Raw genomic sequence first — 16804 nt, forward strand, 5'->3', positions numbered from 1 at the left:
ATAAAAAAGGAACGATAGATCATCGTCCCATTCCGAATCAGTCTTCTTCATCTTCCGGTCTGTTAAACATCTGTCCGCCTGCGGGCTGCTGTCCGTATCCGCCCATACCGTACGGAGCTCCCATTTGCGGCATCTGTCCATATGGCGCTGCACCCGGAAAACCTCCCGGGAATTGGCCTGGCCCGCACCCGCAGTCATCTTCTTTGCCGTGTGCCATATTGGGATCGTGTCCGACGTTTGGTGATGCATATCCCGGAAACGGCTGATAAGGCGCATATGCCGGAGCAGTCATCGGCTGATGATGATATCCGTGATGACCGGCATTGTCATGCCCCATGTTGTCATCACCGTCATATTCAGCAGGAGATACATAGCTAGGCTGAGGCATGTAAGGCATTTGAGCAGGATATGGATACCAAGGGTGGCATAAGCCCGATCCAGGCAGCACCGGTGAAACAGGAATCCAGCAGCCTCCAGGATAGAACGGATAAGGATGCGGATGGTGATGGTGATGATATCCGGCAGCAGCTACATTTGGCATGCCGTGAAACTGCTTATTTTCATCACCTGCTGCACCGACATTCGGCGGCTGCGGAACATTCGGATAATTGACATTTTCCATATGATTCTCCTCCTCATTTGTCCATGGATTATACATGTTGGGGCCTTTCTCTTGATGTTCATAAGGTTTTGGAGGTGCGTACGGCTGATGAAGCTGATTGACGCTTTGATACAAATTTGAAATGTCGCCTTCAGGCAAACTTGACTGCCCGATGTTCGGGACAGGCGGAACATAAGGAACCGAAGGCTTTTCTTTCGGTTTTATATCTTCAACATCAAGCTTACCTTTCGGTTTTTCTTTTGCAAATGGATGTTCCTGCTGTTTTTTCGGTAATTCTTTTCTCATATTGAGCTGTTCTTCTTTTTTGACCGGCACTCCCCCTGATGGTACTTTGATTTTCATGCCCGGCATGATCAAATCTGGATTGCTCAGCTGCGAATTCAGCTTTTTCAGTTCTTCAAAGTCCACTTCATATCTTTCCGCGATTTTTTCCAGAGAATCGCCCTTTTGGACAATATGAATTTTCAACGTTTTCCCCTCCTATGCAAAAACGTGAACGAACAGATGAGAATAACAAATATGCTTCTCCACAAATTTATGCGCATAGCGGAGGGGTTATGATAAAAACTTGTTCTCCAAACATTTAACGGATCGTTAACATCCGATTCAGCGCAAGAATGGCATCTTTTGCGATATCTTGATCAACTTTGATCACGCCTGTCAGTTCACCTTTGTCAATCTGCTCCAGCGACCACAGCAAATGCGGCATGTCGATTCTGTTCATTGTCAAACAAGGGCACATATCTGGATTAAGGGATTCGATTTGTTTATCAGGATGTTCTTGAATAATGCGCGAAACAAGGTTCATCTCTGTTCCAATCGCCCATTTGCTCCCCGGTTTTGCTTCATTAATCGTATCGATGATTTTTTTTGTAGACCCGCTGAAATCGCTGAGCGCGACGACTTCATGGGTGCATTCCGGATGAACGATAACATTAATGTCCGAATCCCGTTCTTTAACACTTTTGATATTCGCCGCGGTAAATTTTTCGTGAACAGAGCAATGCCCCTTCCACAAAATGATTTTTATGTCTTCATAATCGCCGTTATACTCAAGTTTTTCTTCGATGGGATCCCACACCGCCATTCTGCTGAGGGGAATGCCGAGGTCAAATGCCGTGTTTCGTCCCAAGTGCTGATCCGGAAGAAATAAAATTCTCTCCTTTTGCGATAGCGCCCATGTCAACATGCGGGCCGCATTTGAGGATGTCACGGACGCTCCCCCGTTTCTTCCTACAAAAGCTTTGATTTCCGCTGTCGAATTGACATATGTGAGGGGAATGATGGTATCGCCAAACAGCTCTGCAAGCTCTTCCCAGGCGCGATTCGTCTGCTGCATGTTGGCCATATCGGCCATCGAACAGCCTGCGCGCATGTCCGGCAAAACGACAATCTGTTCGTCGGAAGTAAGCATATCGGCTGTTTCTGCCATAAAATGCACGCCACAGAACACGATATATTCCGCTTTTTTATTTTTTTGGGCGACTTGCGCCAGCTGAAGCGAATCTCCCGTCGCGTCCGCAAATTGGATCACTTCGTCTTTTTGGTAGTGATGCCCCGGGATAAACAGCCTTTCTCCGAATTTCTTTTTGATATTCAAAATCCTTCCGGCCATTTCTTCTTCGGTCAATTCTTTATACAGCTCCGGCATCATGCCGGCGTTCCTGTCATGAATCAAGTTTAAAATAGACATCTGTCACCTCTCCAATCCCGCTTATTTTTTTAGATCGACATTCATGCTGATATCAAGGCTTTTCGCCGAATGGGTCAAGTAGCCCAATGAAATACAGTGCACCCCTGTTCCCCTGTATGCGGGGAGATTTTCAAATGAAATTCCGCCTGAAGCTTCCGTCATAATGCCTGCGGGTGTCATTTCCGCAAATGCTTTCACCTTGTCAGGAGGACAATTGTCAAACATAATGATATCGGCTTCAGCCTCAATCGCTTCTTGAAGCTCTTGTTCAGACTCGATCTCCACCTCGATTTTGACCATATGGCCGCACGCTGCCCGTGCTTTTTCAACCGCTTTTGAAATCGAGCCGCAGGCGGCAATGTGGTTGTCTTTAATCATGATGCCGCCGTCCAAACCATAACGGTGATTGCAGCCCCCGCCGGTTTTGACCGCGTATTTTTCAAGAATGCGCAGGCCCGGCGTCGTCTTTCTCGTATCGCAAATCGCGATATCCGGATCATTCAGCCTGATAACGGACTGCTTTGTTAAAGTGGCGATCCCCGACATTCTTTGAATGAGATTCAGCACGACCCGTTCGCCGGTCATGAGAGAAGCTGCACGGCCTTTGAGTCGCGCGATCGTTTCTCCTTTATGGACCGCTTCGCCATCTGTTTTCAGCATTTGCACGGCAATCGTTTCATCGAGCAGCCGAAAGCCTTCGAAAATTACTAATTCTCCTGCAAACCATCCGTCATCCTTCGCTGTGATGACAGCTTCGCATTGAAGATTGGCATCGAAAACGGCTTCAGAAGTGAAATCCCCCCAGCCGATATCTTCCTTGAAAAATTCTTTAAGCATGTTCCTAAGTATGAGCCGCTGCATATTTCACAATCCCTTCGTTTTGTCTTATCTTGATCCCGCCTTTTGTGTGAACGATTTGCTTGCCATGCCAGTTTTTATCATCAGGCACCGGGCGATCCGAACGGTAATGGCCGCCTCTGCTTTCTGTACGAAGCAATGCCGAGGCCGTCATCTGCTTGGCGGTCTGCCATAAATGAGCTAATTCAAGCTGTTCTTTTGTGATTTCTTTCACATTCACGATTTGAAAAGGCACTCGCTCAAGCCATTCTTTCGCCTTCGTCAATTCATCCTCCGTTCGCACGATCGCCACATGATCTGTCATGTGTTTTTGAATATCCTTCACATCTGTCAGGGGAACAGAATATGTCACATCCTCAGGCTGAGGAGATTGTCCTCTGACAGGCTCAAGTTTTTGATAAGCTTGTATCCGTTCCGCCGCTCTCCTTCCGAAGACGATGCATTCCAAGAGAGAATTGCTTGCCAGACGGTTGGCACCGTGAAAGCCGGTGCATGCAGCTTCCCCAATCACATAAAGGTGTGGAACCGCCGTTTCCCCCCATCTGTTCACAGAAACGCCCCCCATTAAAAAATGCATGCCCGGTGAAACCGGAAGCCGGCCTTCTTCAATGGAAATTCCGGCTTTTTCGCAAAGAGAGGAAATCGTAGGGAAGCGGCTTTTAAAGTCTGATATGCGGATAATATCCAAAAATACGCTGCTTCCGCAGGCAAGCTTTTCGTGAATCGCACGAGATACGATGTCCCGCGGCGCTAAATCCTGCATGGGGTGAATCCCTTCCATCACCCGCTGGCCGTTTTCATCAACCAAGACAGCTCCTTCTCCGCGCACAGCTTCTGAAACAAGCCCGTGTGCGCGCCCGTCTTTGACGAGCAATGTAGGATGAAATTGAACGAATTCCAAATCTGCGAGCTCGGCTCCTGCCCGATATGCCAAAGAAATCGCATCGCTTGTCACAGAACGGTTATTCGTGTTGATTTGAAATAGATTTCCGCAGCCTCCTGCCGCCAGCACAACAAAATCGGCTTTCCTGAGAAAAGTCTTTCCCTGGCGGTCTTTCGTCCAGACGCCCGCACAGCGTCCGTCTTCCATCCATAAATCCGCCGCCGTTTCGTATTCTTTCAGTATGACGTGAGGACCGAGCCTTCCGATTAAGTGCCGGATCAGCGCCTGCCCCGTAGCGTCTCCCCCGGCATGCAAAATTCTGTTCATCGAATGTGCGCCTTCTTTGCCGAGGCAGAGCTTTCCGGATTCGTCAGTATCAAAAGGGAAATGCTGAAGAATCAGCTCATCAACAAGGCGCTGGCCGTCTTTAATGGCATCTTGAACCGCTTCGATTTGATTGTGGCCGCATCCGGCATATAATGTGTCGTCCGCATGAGCTGACCAGGAATCGCGAGGCAATACAGCCGAGGCAATTCCTCCCTGAGCGAGGGTTGAATTGCTGTCTTTTACAGATGCTTTTGTCATCACAATCACTTCATAAGACGGCGGAATGGATGCAGCAAAAGACAGCGCAGCGGCACCTGCTCCGACAACAATTATCGTCTGATGAGACATGTCGACTCCTCCTGTAAATTTACATGTGTCTTGACACCTATATTTACATATCGATAAAATAAACTCAAGTATTTTTTATAAAGAATGGGAGACGAGAGCCGTGATTTATCTTGATTATGCAGCGACGACACCGGCGGCAAAAGAAGCCTTGGACGCGTTTCAAAAACTGAGCACAGACGTGTACGGAAATTCGAGTAGTCTGCATGATGCAGGAGGGAAAGCCGAAAGTATTCTGCGCTACTGCCGCCAAAAGATGGCGGAACTTTTATCCGGGGAAGAAGAAGGCGTTTATTTTACGAGCGGCGGCACCGAAGCCAATTTTTTGGCGATTCACTCCATCTTAAATGGACTCCCCGCCGGAAAGCAGCGCTTTTTAATGACAGAAATGGAACATCAGTCGATCCACATTTTGAAGCGGCATCTTGAGATACTGGGCTTTGAAGTCGACTTGATGAAACCAAATGCTTCAGGCATCATCACAACAGAGATACTGGAACGGCACCTCCGTCCTGATACAGGTCTCGTCTCAATTCAGCATGCCAACTCAGAAACAGGCGTCATCCAGCCCCTGGCAAAGCTTTCGGCTTACTTGCATAAGCGGGACGTGCTCCTGCACAGCGACTGCGTACAGACCTTTGCCAAGATTCCGGTCGGCATTGATGAGCTCGGCGCTGATGCCTTATCTTTTTCAAGCCATAAAGTATACGGACCAAAAGGAGTTGGAGCGGTCTATATTCGGCCTGGTGTGAACTGGAAACCCGTCTACCCGGGCACTTTACATGAAAACGGATTGAAGAGCGGCACCGTCAATGTCCCTGGAATCGGCGCTTTCATTACCGCTGCCGAGTTGACAATAAAGCGTATGGATGCCGCGTATCTTAAACATCAGGAGCTGCGCGCCCGTTTTCTGGAAAAGGCAAAAGCCCGGAAGCTTCCCGTCTCCCTCGCTGTGCCCGATTCGGCAAATTCGCATGTTCTGCCGCATATTATAGGTTGTTTTTTTCATTCCTTTGAAGGACAATATACTATGCTGGAATGTAATCGGAGAGGAATTTGCATTTCTACCGGAAGCGCGTGTTCAGCCGGCTATCATGAGCCGTCGAATACGATGAAAGCCCTTTTAGTCCCAAGGGAGCTCGCGCTTCAATTCGTCCGAATTTCGTTCGGATGCGATACGACAAGCGAACATGTTGATAAGCTGTTGGACGTTTTTGAAGATATGATGCATGAGAAAGGAGACCATCGGATTGACAGACGGATTAAAACTTACGGGCGCTGAGCGGCGCCAGCAGCTTCTGGCCTGGCTGAAGGAGTCTGAGGCTCCGCTGACAGGAAGCGAACTGGCGAAAAGAGCATCTGTTTCACGGCAGGTCATCGTACAGGACATTTCTTTATTAAAAGCAAAAAACGAACCGATCATCGCAACAAGCCAAGGATACGTGTATTTGCAGTCAGTTCTCGGCAAAAAACAGCCGGTTCAGCGGCTCATCGCTTGCGACCATGAGCCGGAAAAAACGGAAGAAGAGCTGAATCTGATCGTCGACTTTGGCGTAACGGTGAAAGATGTAACGATTGAACATCCTGTCTACGGCGACTTAACAGCTTCGATCAGAGTCAGCACAAGAAAAGAAGTCTCGGACTTCGTCAAAAAAATCTCTTCGACAAACGCCGCTTATCTGTCTCAACTGACAAACGGCACCCATCTGCACACATTGGAGGCAGATGACGAAGAGAAGATCGAACAAGCTTGCGACGCCCTGCAAAAAGCGGGCATCCTCATTCCCGAATAAAGAAAAGGTCCTTTGCCGTCATCAATGCAAAGGACCTTTCTTTATAATGTATACGCATTGTAGGCTCCGAGCATTTTCACCTTGCAGCCCAAAGCTTCAAGCTCAGCTATCGCACCTGGAATCAGCACATCGTCCAGTGCCATTTCAATATCAATAATGAAAAAATAATTGCCGAGACCGGTTTTTGTCGGCCGCGATTCAATTTTAGAAAGATTCAAATTTCTCCAGGCGAAAGCCGACAGCACCTGGTGGAGAGCCCCTGATCTGTCCGAAGGAAGGGTTACCAGCAAAGTCGTTTTCGGCCTTCCCGTCAAGTGCGGATTGACCGGCGGAGATGCCTCGTGATCCGGATGAAGCATCACAAATCTCGTGTGATTGTATTCATAGTCATGCACATCTCTTTTGACGATGTCTAATCCATACGTAGCGGCTGCCATTTCATTGGCAATCACGCCGATGTTCTCGTCCGGATGTTCACTCACGTATTTTGCAGCTGCACCGGTGGATGTCGCATATTCAAACGGAATGGAGCGGAACCGGCTGTGCAAAAATTTATGACATTGCGCGATCGCATGGGAATGGGAATAAACTTTCTGAATGTCTTCCCAAGCCTCTTTTCTTGCAGGATGCACAAGTAAATGCTGACGGATGGGAGCGGTGATTTCTCCGACAATATAAAGGGGCTGTTCGTGGATTAAGTAGTCTATTGTCAGATTCACCGATCCTTCAATTGCATTTTCAAGCGGGACGACAGCCAGATCAATCTCGCCGTTCATCGCCGCATCCATACAGGCGGGTATTGTGTTAAATGCTTGCTGGTCTGCATCTGAAAAGCAGGAGCAGACGGCAAGGTGCGTAAATGTTGCTTCTGGACCTAAATAACCTACTCTCATACTCATGATATATGACATTCTCTCCCTTTAAGCGCCCGAACCTAGTATTTCGACCTTTTCTACGAATTCCAGCTTTCTTAATTTGTTCATCAGCAAATCGATATTTCCATCCATTCCTCTCGTACTGACGGACAGCGTGACATTCGCTCTTCCTTGAAGAGGGATGGTCTGGTGAATCGACAGCACGTTGCAGCCCGATTCAGCCACCACTTGGAGCAGATGGGACAGCGTTCCCGAGCGGTCCTCCAAATGAAAAAAAAGCGTGATAATCTGTTCCTTGACCATCGTATAAAAAGGAAAAACCGCATCTCTGTACTTGTAAAAAGCGCTTCGGCTCAAATCTACCTTTTGGACGGCTTCAGCTACAGATTCCGCTTTTTTCCGCTCAATCAGCTTTTTGACCTCAAGTGTTTTCCGCATTGCCTCCGGCAGCACGTCTTCCCTGACAAGATAAAAGGTCTCCTCTTTCACAGACTTTTCTCTCCTTTTAAAAACCCTAATTCCTTTACATTGATCCAGCAAGCGAAAGGAAAGGCGTTCCTTTCAGCTAAAAGTCGGAGAGCTTGCCTGGCAAACTCTCCGGTATGATCAGTCGATAAATTCAAATTCAAATTCGAGAAGACGGATCGTATCTCCGTCTTTTGCACCGCGGGCCCGAAGCGCGTCATCAACGCCCATTCCGCGAAGCTGTCTGGCGAAACGCTTAACAGACTCGTCTCTTGAAAAATCCGTCATTTTAAATAAGCGTTCAAGCTTGGCTCCGCTGAGCACAAAGGTGCCATCAGGATCACGGCTGATCTCAAACGGCGCTTCCTCATCCTCAAGCTTATACATGACTCTGTTTTCAGTCATGTCTTCTTCGTCGTAGAGCGGGAATTCCGGTGTCGTTTCCAAACGGTCGGCAATCTCAAACAGCAGATCCCTCAATCCTTGTCTGGTCAACGCGCTGATTGGAAAAACAGGATAATCATCTGTAAGCTTTTCTTTGAATGCCTTCAGATTTTCTTCCGCATCCGGCATATCCATTTTATTGGCGACAATAATTTGAGGACGTTCTGTCAGCCTCAGATTATACTGTTCAAGCTCTTTATTGATGGTCACATAATCTTCATACGGGTCGCGCCCTTCAAGACCCGACATGTCGATCACGTGCACGATGACGCGCGTTCTTTCGATATGTCTGAGGAATTGGTGTCCGAGGCCAACCCCTTCGTGCGCCCCCTCAATCAGTCCCGGAAGATCCGCCATTACAAAGCTGCGGCCGTCTTCCGTTTCGACCATTCCGAGATTCGGGTTCAGCGTTGTAAAGTGGTAATCGGCAATTTTCGGCTTGGCCGAAGACACGACAGACAGGAGCGTTGACTTTCCAACGCTTGGGAAACCGACAAGACCGACATCGGCCAAAACTTTCAGCTCGAGAACGATATAGCGCTCCTTGCCGGGTTCGCCGTTTTCAGAAAGCTGCGGCGCCGGGTTGGCAGGCGTCGCGAAACGGGTATTGCCTCGTCCGCCGCGTCCTCCTTTTGCGATGACGGCTTCCTGTCCGTGCTCCGTTAGATCAGCGATGACCTGCTTTGTATCATCGTCAATGACAACCGTGCCGGGCGGGACTTTTACAACCATGTCTTCTGCATTTCGGCCGTGCTGGTTTTTAGACATGCCGTGTTCTCCGCGCGTCGCCTTAAAATGTCTTTGATATCTAAAATCCATCAGCGTGCTGAGGCCTTCGTCAACTTTGAAAACGACGTCTCCGCCTTTTCCGCCGTCACCTCCGGCAGGGCCTCCTTTTGGCACATATTTTTCGCGGCGGAAAGCAACCATTCCGTTGCCTCCGTCTCCGCCTTTTACGTATATTTTTACCTGATCAACAAACATAATGTCCTCCGTTCTATTCCTAAAAAACCGCTTTACTTGATATGAATTTCAGCGATGCACTCACGGTCTGTTACATCAAGCCGCTTGATTTCATAAAAATCAGCCAGTGAATGATGAAAGTCTTTGATACCGGTCAGCTTTGTGAATACGCCGTGGAAATCCAGAAAGATGACGAGCCGGTCGTCCGGACCGTCCGTCTGCAGCGTGATCGTCAGATGATTGTCGCCGCCTTTCAAAACGGCATCCTCAAAAGTCCCAAACAGCTTTCTGACGAAAACGACGAGCTTCTCTTCATAAGCTGACAAATCTCTGACCTGACCGATCACCTCATATTCAAGCGTCAGCGAATGGGCCATCCAGTTAAATGTAAGCAGCTCATACGCCGCACGCGGGATTTTAAGGTTTGAAAGCTTTGATTCATGCTGAGCTTCGATGACCACTTCATCAATAATTTCAAATACGCGGTCATACTTTTTTAATGTTAAGTTTCCTTTAATCAATTGCAGTTTATTCATCCAGTCGTGCCTTGAATGGCTGAGCAGATGAATAAGCTCATGGGTCAAAGCCTTATCGTCCATCGTCTTTTCTTGTTTTTTCGAAGTTTCTTCCATTTTTGCACTCCCAATCGTTTGTTCTCTATTTTAGGAGTCTGATTCAGTTTGTACTTTGAATTATAACAGAGAAGGCAGTATAAATGAAACACGTTTATATACTTTAAAGAAGCAGAATCAGAGCGGAAACCCGGCCTTGTCCAGGGGGCGGGAAGGTGTTTTTCAGCAAGTCACGGTGCTGTATGTAAAAAACTCCGGTCAGAACGACCGGAGTTTCGTTTAAAGGTTAGGCTACAGGATATACGCTCACTTTTTTGCGGTTACGGCCGAAACGTTCGAATTTAACAGTTCCGTCGACTTTTGCATATAGAGTGTCATCTCCGCCGCGCCCAACGTTTTCACCTGGATAGATTTTTGTTCCGCGCTGACGATAAAGGATGGAACCGCCAGATACGAATTGACCGTCTGCACGTTTAGCACCTAGGCGCTTCGCCTCAGAGTCACGTCCGTTCTTCGTTGAACCTACTCCTTTTTTAGATGCAAAAAACTGAAGATCTAATCTTAGCATGTAGCTCACCTCCTATATTTTGTTCGTCGTTACTTTTAAGTAACCTTTGTAGTCTCGTTCGATCGTTTCAAGGGAGACGATCATGCCTTCGAGAAGGAGCTGCGCCTTTTCAAAAGCCTCCCGATCCGTACCGTCCGGGAATCCGAAAGATAAAAATCCGCCGTCTTCCCCGAGGTCAATGACCGGCTCAATGCCCGTCAGCTTCATGACGGCATTGACAGCTCCAAAGGCGACCGCCGATGCCCCTGCACAAACGAGATCCTGACCATGTTCAGCAAAATTCGCATGTCCCGACATTTCAAAGCCTAAGATGTCTTTGTTCGATCGGGCTCTGGTAACCTTTGCATGAATCATATCATACACGCCTTAAGCGTTGATTTTTTCGATTACAACTTTAGTGTAAGGTTGACGATGACCTTGTTTTTTATGTTGGTTTTTCTTCGGCTTGTACTTGAATACGGTAATTTTTTTCGCACGGCCTTGTTTTTCAACTTTGCCTGTTACCGTAGCGCCTTCAACCGTAGGGCTGCCAACTTTAACATTTTCACCGCCGACAAACAATACGTTGTCAAAAGTAACTGTTTCGCCGGCTTCAGCAGCAAGCTTTTCGACGTATACAGTTTGGCCTTCTTCAACTTTGATTTGTTTTCCGCCTGTTTGAATAATTGCGTACATCTCTGCACCTCCTAATAAACTAAGACTCGCCAATCACAGGGGGCTAAGAAAGCACTTAACACCTGTGCTGAGCGGTTGTAGCACGGGTGCTACATCCATAACATTAAAAAATATACCAGAAAAGAGCCCGAGTGTCAATGTCTTTTAGAAGGATGGACGGTCAATAAACCAAAAGCAGATCTTCCATTGAGGAAGTCGTGCGCTTGTCTGTAAAATAAGCGTGGAGAACTTCGTTTTCATCAAGCTGGCTCAGTTTTTGTCCGTCCTTCTCAATAATGATCGGGTGTTTGCAGCCTCGTTTAAACAGGAGCATGACCTCATAAATCTGCTGTTCAGCGCACACCGTGATCGGGGCGAGGCGTCGCACTTCCCTCTCCTTTCCGTAATAGCGCTCAAGCAAAAAACGGATATGGACGTAATGGCGATTGCGATATTCTTGGTAAAGGGATGCAGCCAAAAATACGAGGAGCACCCAAGCGCTCAGCTGTGACGGGGAAACCAACAGAATTGCCGCGATTAAAACAGTACAGCAAAAGCACGACACAGCCAGCATCACCCGCTGTGCTTTCTGATACGGAAGGTGTTTTGAAAACAGCAAAAACAGCAGCTTCCCGCCGTCAAGCGGCCAAACCGGAAACAGATTAATCAAGAGGATGGTCAGATTGTAAAAGGTAAACGTTTCAAATATATGAGGGCTGACGAGCGAATTGACCGCCAAAAGCCATGCAGCAAATTGAAGCCAGATATGCTGAACAGGCCCCGCGGCGATGACGGCCAGCTCTTCCTTTAACGGTCTGTTGCCATGTTCATCGACTTCAAGCGTTCCCCCAAAAGGCAGCAGGAAAATGCCTTTAATTCTCCATGAAAAATAAACGGCAGCAGCAGCGTGGCCAAGCTCGTGGATCAAAATAACGATCATTAAACAAAACAGCGCTTTAATATGTCCTGTCATGATACCGATCGCCATGACAAGCCACAGCAGCGGGTGAATGTGAAGCTTGGTGAAGAGCTCCGTCCATTTATTCAAATGTGATCACCTGTATCGGATCAACAAATTCCTCTCCTTGTTTGATCGCAAAGTAATAGACGCCTTTTTGATTTTTATCCTGCTTAATCGTTCCGAGCTTCGTTCCTTTATCTATAAAATCGTATAAAGCGACATCCGCTTTTTTCAGCTGGCCGTAGTAGGTATAGCTGTTGTCCGCATGCTGCAAAACCACCGTCAGGCCCGTTTCCGGATTTTTGTCCACTTCAATGACATAGCCTTCCTTCATGCTGCGGATCGTTTCGTCTTCTGTTTCTACCTTAATGCCCTGGCCTGAGAATTTCTCCTGAACCTTTCCCATGGCAGGAACAGCGAGATCTTGATTCACCTCGACCTGACCGGATGGTTTTTCACCTTTCGGTTGAAAGAATGCGAGGGGATCGCCAAACTTGGATTCATACCAATTCTGGAGAGCCGCAAATTGGAACTCTTCAGTAAACACCTGGCTGATGACCGGTTTGATTTGGTTTGCGGGTTCAAACTGGCCTTTGTAGGCAATAGCGGACACAAGGACAAGACATGCCGACAGAAGACATTTCATGATGAGCGCATCCGCTTTGACAAGAGGGTGCTTCCCATTTATCAGCAGGGAGCTTCCCTCAGGCGGAGGGAAGTCTCCGGCCTTTTCATCTTCCGAAAAGGCTGTCCATGCAGGCGGCTTGACCGGCAGCTTTTTGCCGCCTGACGAAAAGGGCTGTTTATCCGGCGCCTTCCGCTTTCTTTTCCTGGCCATTCTTTTTCGAATCTCATCTGCTCTATGACTCATAACCCTCATCCTTTACATTCAGGTTCGTTTGTTCAATGATATGTCTTGTCCTAGGCGTTTATGACGGTATATTGACATAAAACCAAAAGGTTTCATATAATAGATAGGAAACCTTTTGGTTTTACTTTTTTCTAGGAGGTCTATTATGAGCAATCAACAAGTGCCTGATATACATAAACAGGCTGTTTTTCACGCATCGATAGAAAAAGTGTGGGAGGCCGTCGCCACCAGTGAAGGCATCGCCGCCTGGTTTATGCCAAATGATTTCCGTCCGGTGATCGGCTGTGAATTCACCTTGCAGTCTCCGTTCGGCCCCTCCCCTTGCAAAGTGATCGAGCTTGAAGCGCCACATCGACTCGCTTTCAGCTGGGATACGTCGGGATGGATCGTCACATTTGAATTGAAAGAGCTGTCTGCAGAAAAAACCGAATTTACCCTGATTCATTCAGGATGGGGCGCGCCGGAAGAAACGGTTGCAAAAGCGGGAGAAAAACAAGCGGATGTCCGCAATCGGATGAATGGCGGCTGGGAAGTGATCGTCAATCAAAAGCTGCGTCAGGCAGTTGAAGGCTAGTGACATCATCGGCCGTAAAACATGATGTGTTCCAAGCCGTTTCCGATCCCTCACGGCGAAAGATGCTGAAGCTCCTCGCCGGCAGGGAATTGCCTGTAACAGATATCAGCACTCATTTCCCGATGAGCCGAACGGCTGTTTCAAAGCATCTGAGAATTTTGTCAGAAGCCGGACTTGTCAGCGGAAGAAAAGCGGGCAGAGAAAAACTGTACAGGCTTCATCCCGAACCTCTCGCGGAGCTGCAGCAGTGGCTCGCCTACTTCGACATGTATTGGGACAATAAGCTTTCCTTGTTAAAGCACAAAGTCGAAAACGATCAATGAAACTGCAAAAAAGCAATCTCGTTTTGGAGATTGCTTTTTTGCAAGTTAAGCGCGTACGCCGAAAAATGATTTAATCTTTGCGAAAACGCCTTTATTTTCTTCTTCAAACGACTGTAAAGGCACAGATTCGCCCAGCACGCGGCGGGCGATGTTCCGGTATGCGATTGAAGCTTTATTGTTCGGATCCATGACGACAGGCTCCCCGTTATTGGAAGCTTTAATCACTTCGTCATCATCCGCAACAATACCGATCAGTTCGATCGACAAGTGCTGAATGACTTCATCAACATCCAGCGTATCGCCGTTTTTCATTAAGTGGTTGCGGATCCGGTTGACGACAAGTCTCGGCGGCTCAATATTTTCTTCTTTTTCAAGCAGGCCGATGATCCGGTCGGCGTCACGAACAGCGGAGATTTCCGGTGTCGTCACGACAATCGCTTTGTCAGCGCCCGAGACCGCATTTTTATAACCTTGCTCAATCCCTGCAGGGCAGTCGATGACAATGTAGTCGAAGTCTTGTTTGAGCTGCTGGACAAGCTTGACCATCTGCTCGGGAAGAACAGCCGACTTATCGCTTGTCTGGGCGGCCGGGAGCAAATAAAGCAAATCATCGAAGCGTTTATCTTTCACAAGCGCCTGATGGATTTTGCATCGCTCCTCAACGACATCTACCAAATCATATATGATTCTATTTTCAAGGCCCATGACGACATCAAGATTGCGCAGGCCGATATCCGTGTCAACGAGACATACCCGTTTTCCCAAAATGGCCAAGGCGGTGCCAAGATTTGCGGATGTCGTCGTTTTGCCTACTCCGCCTTTCCCCGAGGTTATTACGATAGCTTCACCCAATTTTACATTCCTCCCTCAAGCCTTGTTAAACTAGGTCTTAAATGAGCTAATTGCTGAAGGCGGTCAATGACCATATTCTCATTTTCATCTAAATAAGCACATTCCATGTCGTTCCCTTCTTGGATGTGGTCTGGGGAGCGATTGAGCACATGATTGATACGCAATTGAGTCGGTCTCATATCCGAAGCCGCAATAACAGCTCGTTTATTTCCATTAAAACCGGCGTGGGCAATCCCTCTTAATGAGCCGAGGATGAAAATATTCCCTCCGGCCTTCACCATTCCTCCCGGATTCACATCCCCAATCAGAAGCAAATCACCCTCCGTTTCGAGGACTTGCCCTGAACGGACAATTTTAGCGACAGAAATAATTTCGCTTTCCGCTTTTAAACGGTTTGCTTCATCTTTGGTTATGACTTCACTTTCAATGGAGTGGATGAACAGATTTTGTTTCTCAGTGATCACATCGGTCAGGATCTGTTCTTGCTCCTCGGTCACAAAACGGTGGCCGAGCTTAACGAGCACACTGATTTTCTGGCCTTTTCCATCCATATAATGTTCGAGTGACAGCATATCCTGAAGACCGTACAATAATTCTTCAAAAGAGCATGTGTCATCAAGATGAAGCGTCAATCCATTTTTCGTTCCTTTAATTGTTACGTATTGCTGCTTTTGGGTCTTCACGGTGTTCACCTCAACATCATACTCTTTTCGACATCGGCTCATAAAATCCTCTTTTACTCATTCCTCAGCTCTTTCTTAAGACTGGTAAAAAACCATTTGAACGGGTAAATGAGCAAAAGGCCGCCAACGGCGTTCAGCCCAAGCGTAGGCAGGAGCCTGCCGAGCACAAATTGATGGAACGGCATGATTTCCGGACGTATCAGCATCTGCACGCCATATTGGTAAAATTCAAGAACACAGACGGCGAGCAGCGAAATAAAAATGACGACCAGCGCGTTTGCCTGCAATACTTTGAATGCTTTTGACGATAAATAGCAAATACCGGCAAAACCGAACATATATACACCTAAAAGGTCGGTGTAATTAATATCATATAACAGTCCGAAAATAAATCCATATGTAATGGCAAAAGGCTGATTGACATAAGCCGTCATAAAAACTAAGACAAGCAGCAGAAAACGCGGGATGAGCTGCTGTTCTTCCGTCACAAAAGGCAGGTTGACAAAATCCGCGTAGACGCTGTCAGATACTAAAACAAACATCATCACGACGGGAAGAAGGAAGCGTTTCACGAACCTTCCTCCTCATCGTCCATCTTGTTGACATCCACCGTATCAAGCGTTCTGTCGACGACGATGACGTTATCAAGGTTATACATATCGGCCGCCGGCTCTACATAAGCGATTTTTGTCAAGCCGTAGGAATCGGGTTCAACCTCTGTCACTTTTCCGATTGTCAGGCCTTTCGGAAAAACGCCGCCTGCCCCGGAAGTTTCGACGAGGTCTCCTTTTTTCACTTCCCTGTCTTCATCAGGCTCAATGATTTCCATTGACAGCGCCTTTTTCTCGGAGTCGTAGCCGTTGATGATTCCGTTGACCGTTTTCTTGCCTTTATTTGCAGCGATAACCGTAGAAATTCTGTTGTTTCTGTCTGTTGCGCTTAAAAGCTGGACTGTGGAAGTGAAATTGTTCACTTTAGTGCTTTTGATTTTTCCGATCAAGTTGCCGTTTTCATCTGTGACCGCCATATCCTTTTCGACGCCGTGCTTAGAACCTTTGTTAATCGTGATCAGGTTCCACCACTCATACTTATCGGGATTTCTGGCGATAACAGTCGCCAGAATCGGCGTGTAGTCTTTAATTGATTTCAAATGGCCGAGCTCTTTTCTTAAAGACTTATTTTCATTTTCAAGCTCTTGCAGCTTTGCCTCGTATTGCGTCTGGCCGTCGAGCTTTTTCCGCAGGCGCTCATTTTCGCTGTACGTATTTTTTAAGTCTTCGATATTTTCAAAGAAGCCCGCAAAAAATTGAGCGGGCGTATGAAAAATCGTCTGGAATACACCAGTTGTATCGCCAATAAATTTTTCGGGCCAAGTTGCATTCCGGTCATTCTTTAACGAAAATCCAATCATTGCCACTAAAATGATGATACAAAGGAGTAAAAGCATCAACCGTTTATTCGTAAAAAACTGCGGCATG

21 protein-coding genes and 1 other annotated feature are annotated in these 16804 nt (G+C 47.4%); of the genes, 4 read left to right on the forward strand and 17 right to left on the reverse strand.

The window, feature by feature from the left end:
- Window positions 1-37 precede the first annotated feature (37 nt).
- The 4 genes from safA to nadB all read right to left on the reverse strand — a co-directional run bounded on the left by safA (window position 38) and on the right by nadB (window position 4731).
- A complete protein-coding gene (gene safA, locus M1D59_RS15210) occupies window positions 38-1090 on the reverse strand; it encodes a SafA/ExsA family spore coat assembly protein (protein WP_023855408.1) in 1053 nt (350 codons plus the stop codon).
- Between the two features lie 115 nt (window positions 1091-1205).
- Window positions 1206-2315 carry a quinolinate synthase NadA gene (nadA, locus tag M1D59_RS15215; RefSeq protein ID WP_035338345.1) on the reverse strand — a complete coding sequence of 370 codons (1110 nt, stop codon included), beginning with the start codon at window positions 2313-2315 and terminating at the stop codon, window positions 1206-1208.
- 21 nt (window positions 2316-2336) lie between these two features.
- Window positions 2337-3176: a carboxylating nicotinate-nucleotide diphosphorylase gene (gene nadC / locus M1D59_RS15220; protein WP_035338343.1), complete on the reverse strand. Its 840-nt coding sequence runs from the start codon at window positions 3174-3176 to the stop codon at window positions 2337-2339.
- Window positions 3157-4731: an L-aspartate oxidase gene (gene nadB / locus M1D59_RS15225; RefSeq protein ID WP_458117506.1), complete on the reverse strand. Its 1575-nt coding sequence runs from the start codon at window positions 4729-4731 to the stop codon at window positions 3157-3159. The genes nadC and nadB overlap by 20 nt, the downstream gene beginning before the upstream one ends.
- A 100-nt stretch (window positions 4732-4831) precedes the next feature.
- On the opposite strand from nadB, the gene M1D59_RS15230 reads away from it, so the two are divergent.
- Window positions 4832-6010 (forward strand): IscS subfamily cysteine desulfurase, encoded by a 1179-nt coding sequence (locus M1D59_RS15230; protein WP_020452436.1) that lies wholly within the window; start codon window positions 4832-4834, stop codon window positions 6008-6010.
- On the forward strand, window positions 5979-6521 hold the full coding sequence (locus tag M1D59_RS15235) for a transcription repressor NadR (RefSeq protein WP_020452437.1): 543 nt from the start codon (window positions 5979-5981) through the stop codon (window positions 6519-6521). The genes M1D59_RS15230 and M1D59_RS15235 overlap by 32 nt, the downstream gene beginning before the upstream one ends.
- A gap of 41 nt (window positions 6522-6562) precedes the next feature.
- Here M1D59_RS15235 and pheA read toward each other — a convergent pair whose 3' ends face one another.
- The 9 genes from pheA to M1D59_RS15280 form a co-directional block, all read right to left on the reverse strand.
- A complete protein-coding gene (gene pheA, locus M1D59_RS15240) occupies window positions 6563-7414 on the reverse strand; it encodes a prephenate dehydratase (RefSeq protein WP_025811045.1) in 852 nt (283 codons plus the stop codon).
- A 27-nt stretch (window positions 7415-7441) separates the two neighbouring features.
- Window positions 7442-7885: an ACT domain-containing protein gene (locus M1D59_RS15245; protein ID WP_023855415.1), complete on the reverse strand. Its 444-nt coding sequence runs from the start codon at window positions 7883-7885 to the stop codon at window positions 7442-7444.
- A gap of 117 nt (window positions 7886-8002) precedes the next feature.
- On the reverse strand, window positions 8003-9289 hold the full coding sequence (gene obgE, locus M1D59_RS15250) for a GTPase ObgE (protein WP_020452440.1): 1287 nt from the start codon (window positions 9287-9289) through the stop codon (window positions 8003-8005).
- Window positions 9290-9321: 32 nt separating this feature from the next.
- Entirely contained in the window at window positions 9322-9900 is a 579-nt protein-coding gene (locus M1D59_RS15255; RefSeq protein WP_020452441.1) for a sporulation initiation phosphotransferase B, read from the reverse strand.
- A 226-nt stretch (window positions 9901-10126) separates the two neighbouring features.
- On the reverse strand, window positions 10127-10408 hold the full coding sequence (gene rpmA / locus M1D59_RS15260; RefSeq protein ID WP_003184023.1) for a 50S ribosomal protein L27: 282 nt from the start codon (window positions 10406-10408) through the stop codon (window positions 10127-10129).
- A 12-nt stretch (window positions 10409-10420) separates the two neighbouring features.
- Window positions 10421-10762, reverse strand: coding sequence for a ribosomal-processing cysteine protease Prp (locus M1D59_RS15265; RefSeq protein WP_020452442.1), 342 nt, complete (start codon window positions 10760-10762; stop codon window positions 10421-10423).
- Window positions 10763-10774: 12 nt separating this feature from the next.
- Entirely contained in the window at window positions 10775-11083 is a 309-nt protein-coding gene (rplU, locus tag M1D59_RS15270) for a 50S ribosomal protein L21 (RefSeq protein ID WP_003184027.1), read from the reverse strand.
- A gap of 12 nt (window positions 11084-11095) precedes the next feature.
- Window positions 11096-11170 (reverse strand) — a sequence feature (ribosomal protein L21 leader region).
- Between the two features lie 73 nt (window positions 11171-11243).
- Entirely contained in the window at window positions 11244-12110 is an 867-nt protein-coding gene (locus tag M1D59_RS15275) for a M50 family metallopeptidase (protein ID WP_020452443.1), read from the reverse strand.
- The gene (locus M1D59_RS15280; protein ID WP_105980149.1) at window positions 12103-12894 is read right to left on the reverse strand and encodes a peptidoglycan DD-metalloendopeptidase family protein; all 792 of its coding nucleotides are present in this window, start codon (window positions 12892-12894) and stop codon (window positions 12103-12105) included. Before M1D59_RS15280 ends, M1D59_RS15275 begins: the two co-directional genes overlap by 8 nt.
- Before the next feature lie 145 nt (window positions 12895-13039).
- Between M1D59_RS15280 and M1D59_RS15285 the strand changes: the two genes are divergently transcribed.
- Window positions 13040-13468, forward strand: a complete 429-nt coding sequence (locus M1D59_RS15285; protein ID WP_026579136.1) for an SRPBCC family protein — start codon at window positions 13040-13042, stop codon at window positions 13466-13468.
- On the forward strand, window positions 13468-13791 hold the full coding sequence (locus tag M1D59_RS15290) for an ArsR/SmtB family transcription factor (RefSeq protein ID WP_023855421.1): 324 nt from the start codon (window positions 13468-13470) through the stop codon (window positions 13789-13791). Before M1D59_RS15285 ends, M1D59_RS15290 begins: the two co-directional genes overlap by 1 nt.
- Window positions 13792-13836: 45 nt before the next feature.
- On the opposite strand, the gene minD is transcribed toward M1D59_RS15290, so the two are convergent.
- The 4 genes from minD to mreC are packed head-to-tail and all read right to left on the reverse strand — an operon-like array spanning window position 13837 to window position 16803.
- On the reverse strand, window positions 13837-14643 hold the full coding sequence (minD, locus tag M1D59_RS15295) for a septum site-determining protein MinD (protein WP_020452447.1): 807 nt from the start codon (window positions 14641-14643) through the stop codon (window positions 13837-13839).
- 2 nt (window positions 14644-14645) lie between these two features.
- Entirely contained in the window at window positions 14646-15326 is a 681-nt protein-coding gene (minC, locus tag M1D59_RS15300) for a septum site-determining protein MinC (RefSeq protein WP_096748468.1), read from the reverse strand.
- A gap of 53 nt (window positions 15327-15379) precedes the next feature.
- Window positions 15380-15898 carry a rod shape-determining protein MreD gene (mreD, locus tag M1D59_RS15305; protein WP_458117507.1) on the reverse strand — a complete coding sequence of 173 codons (519 nt, stop codon included), beginning with the start codon at window positions 15896-15898 and terminating at the stop codon, window positions 15380-15382.
- On the reverse strand, window positions 15895-16803 hold the full coding sequence (gene mreC / locus M1D59_RS15310) for a rod shape-determining protein MreC (RefSeq protein ID WP_020452450.1): 909 nt from the start codon (window positions 16801-16803) through the stop codon (window positions 15895-15897). The genes mreD and mreC overlap by 4 nt, the downstream gene beginning before the upstream one ends.
- Window position 16804 lies beyond the last annotated feature (1 nt).

Source organism: Bacillus sp. PK6-026 (assembly GCF_054161455.1).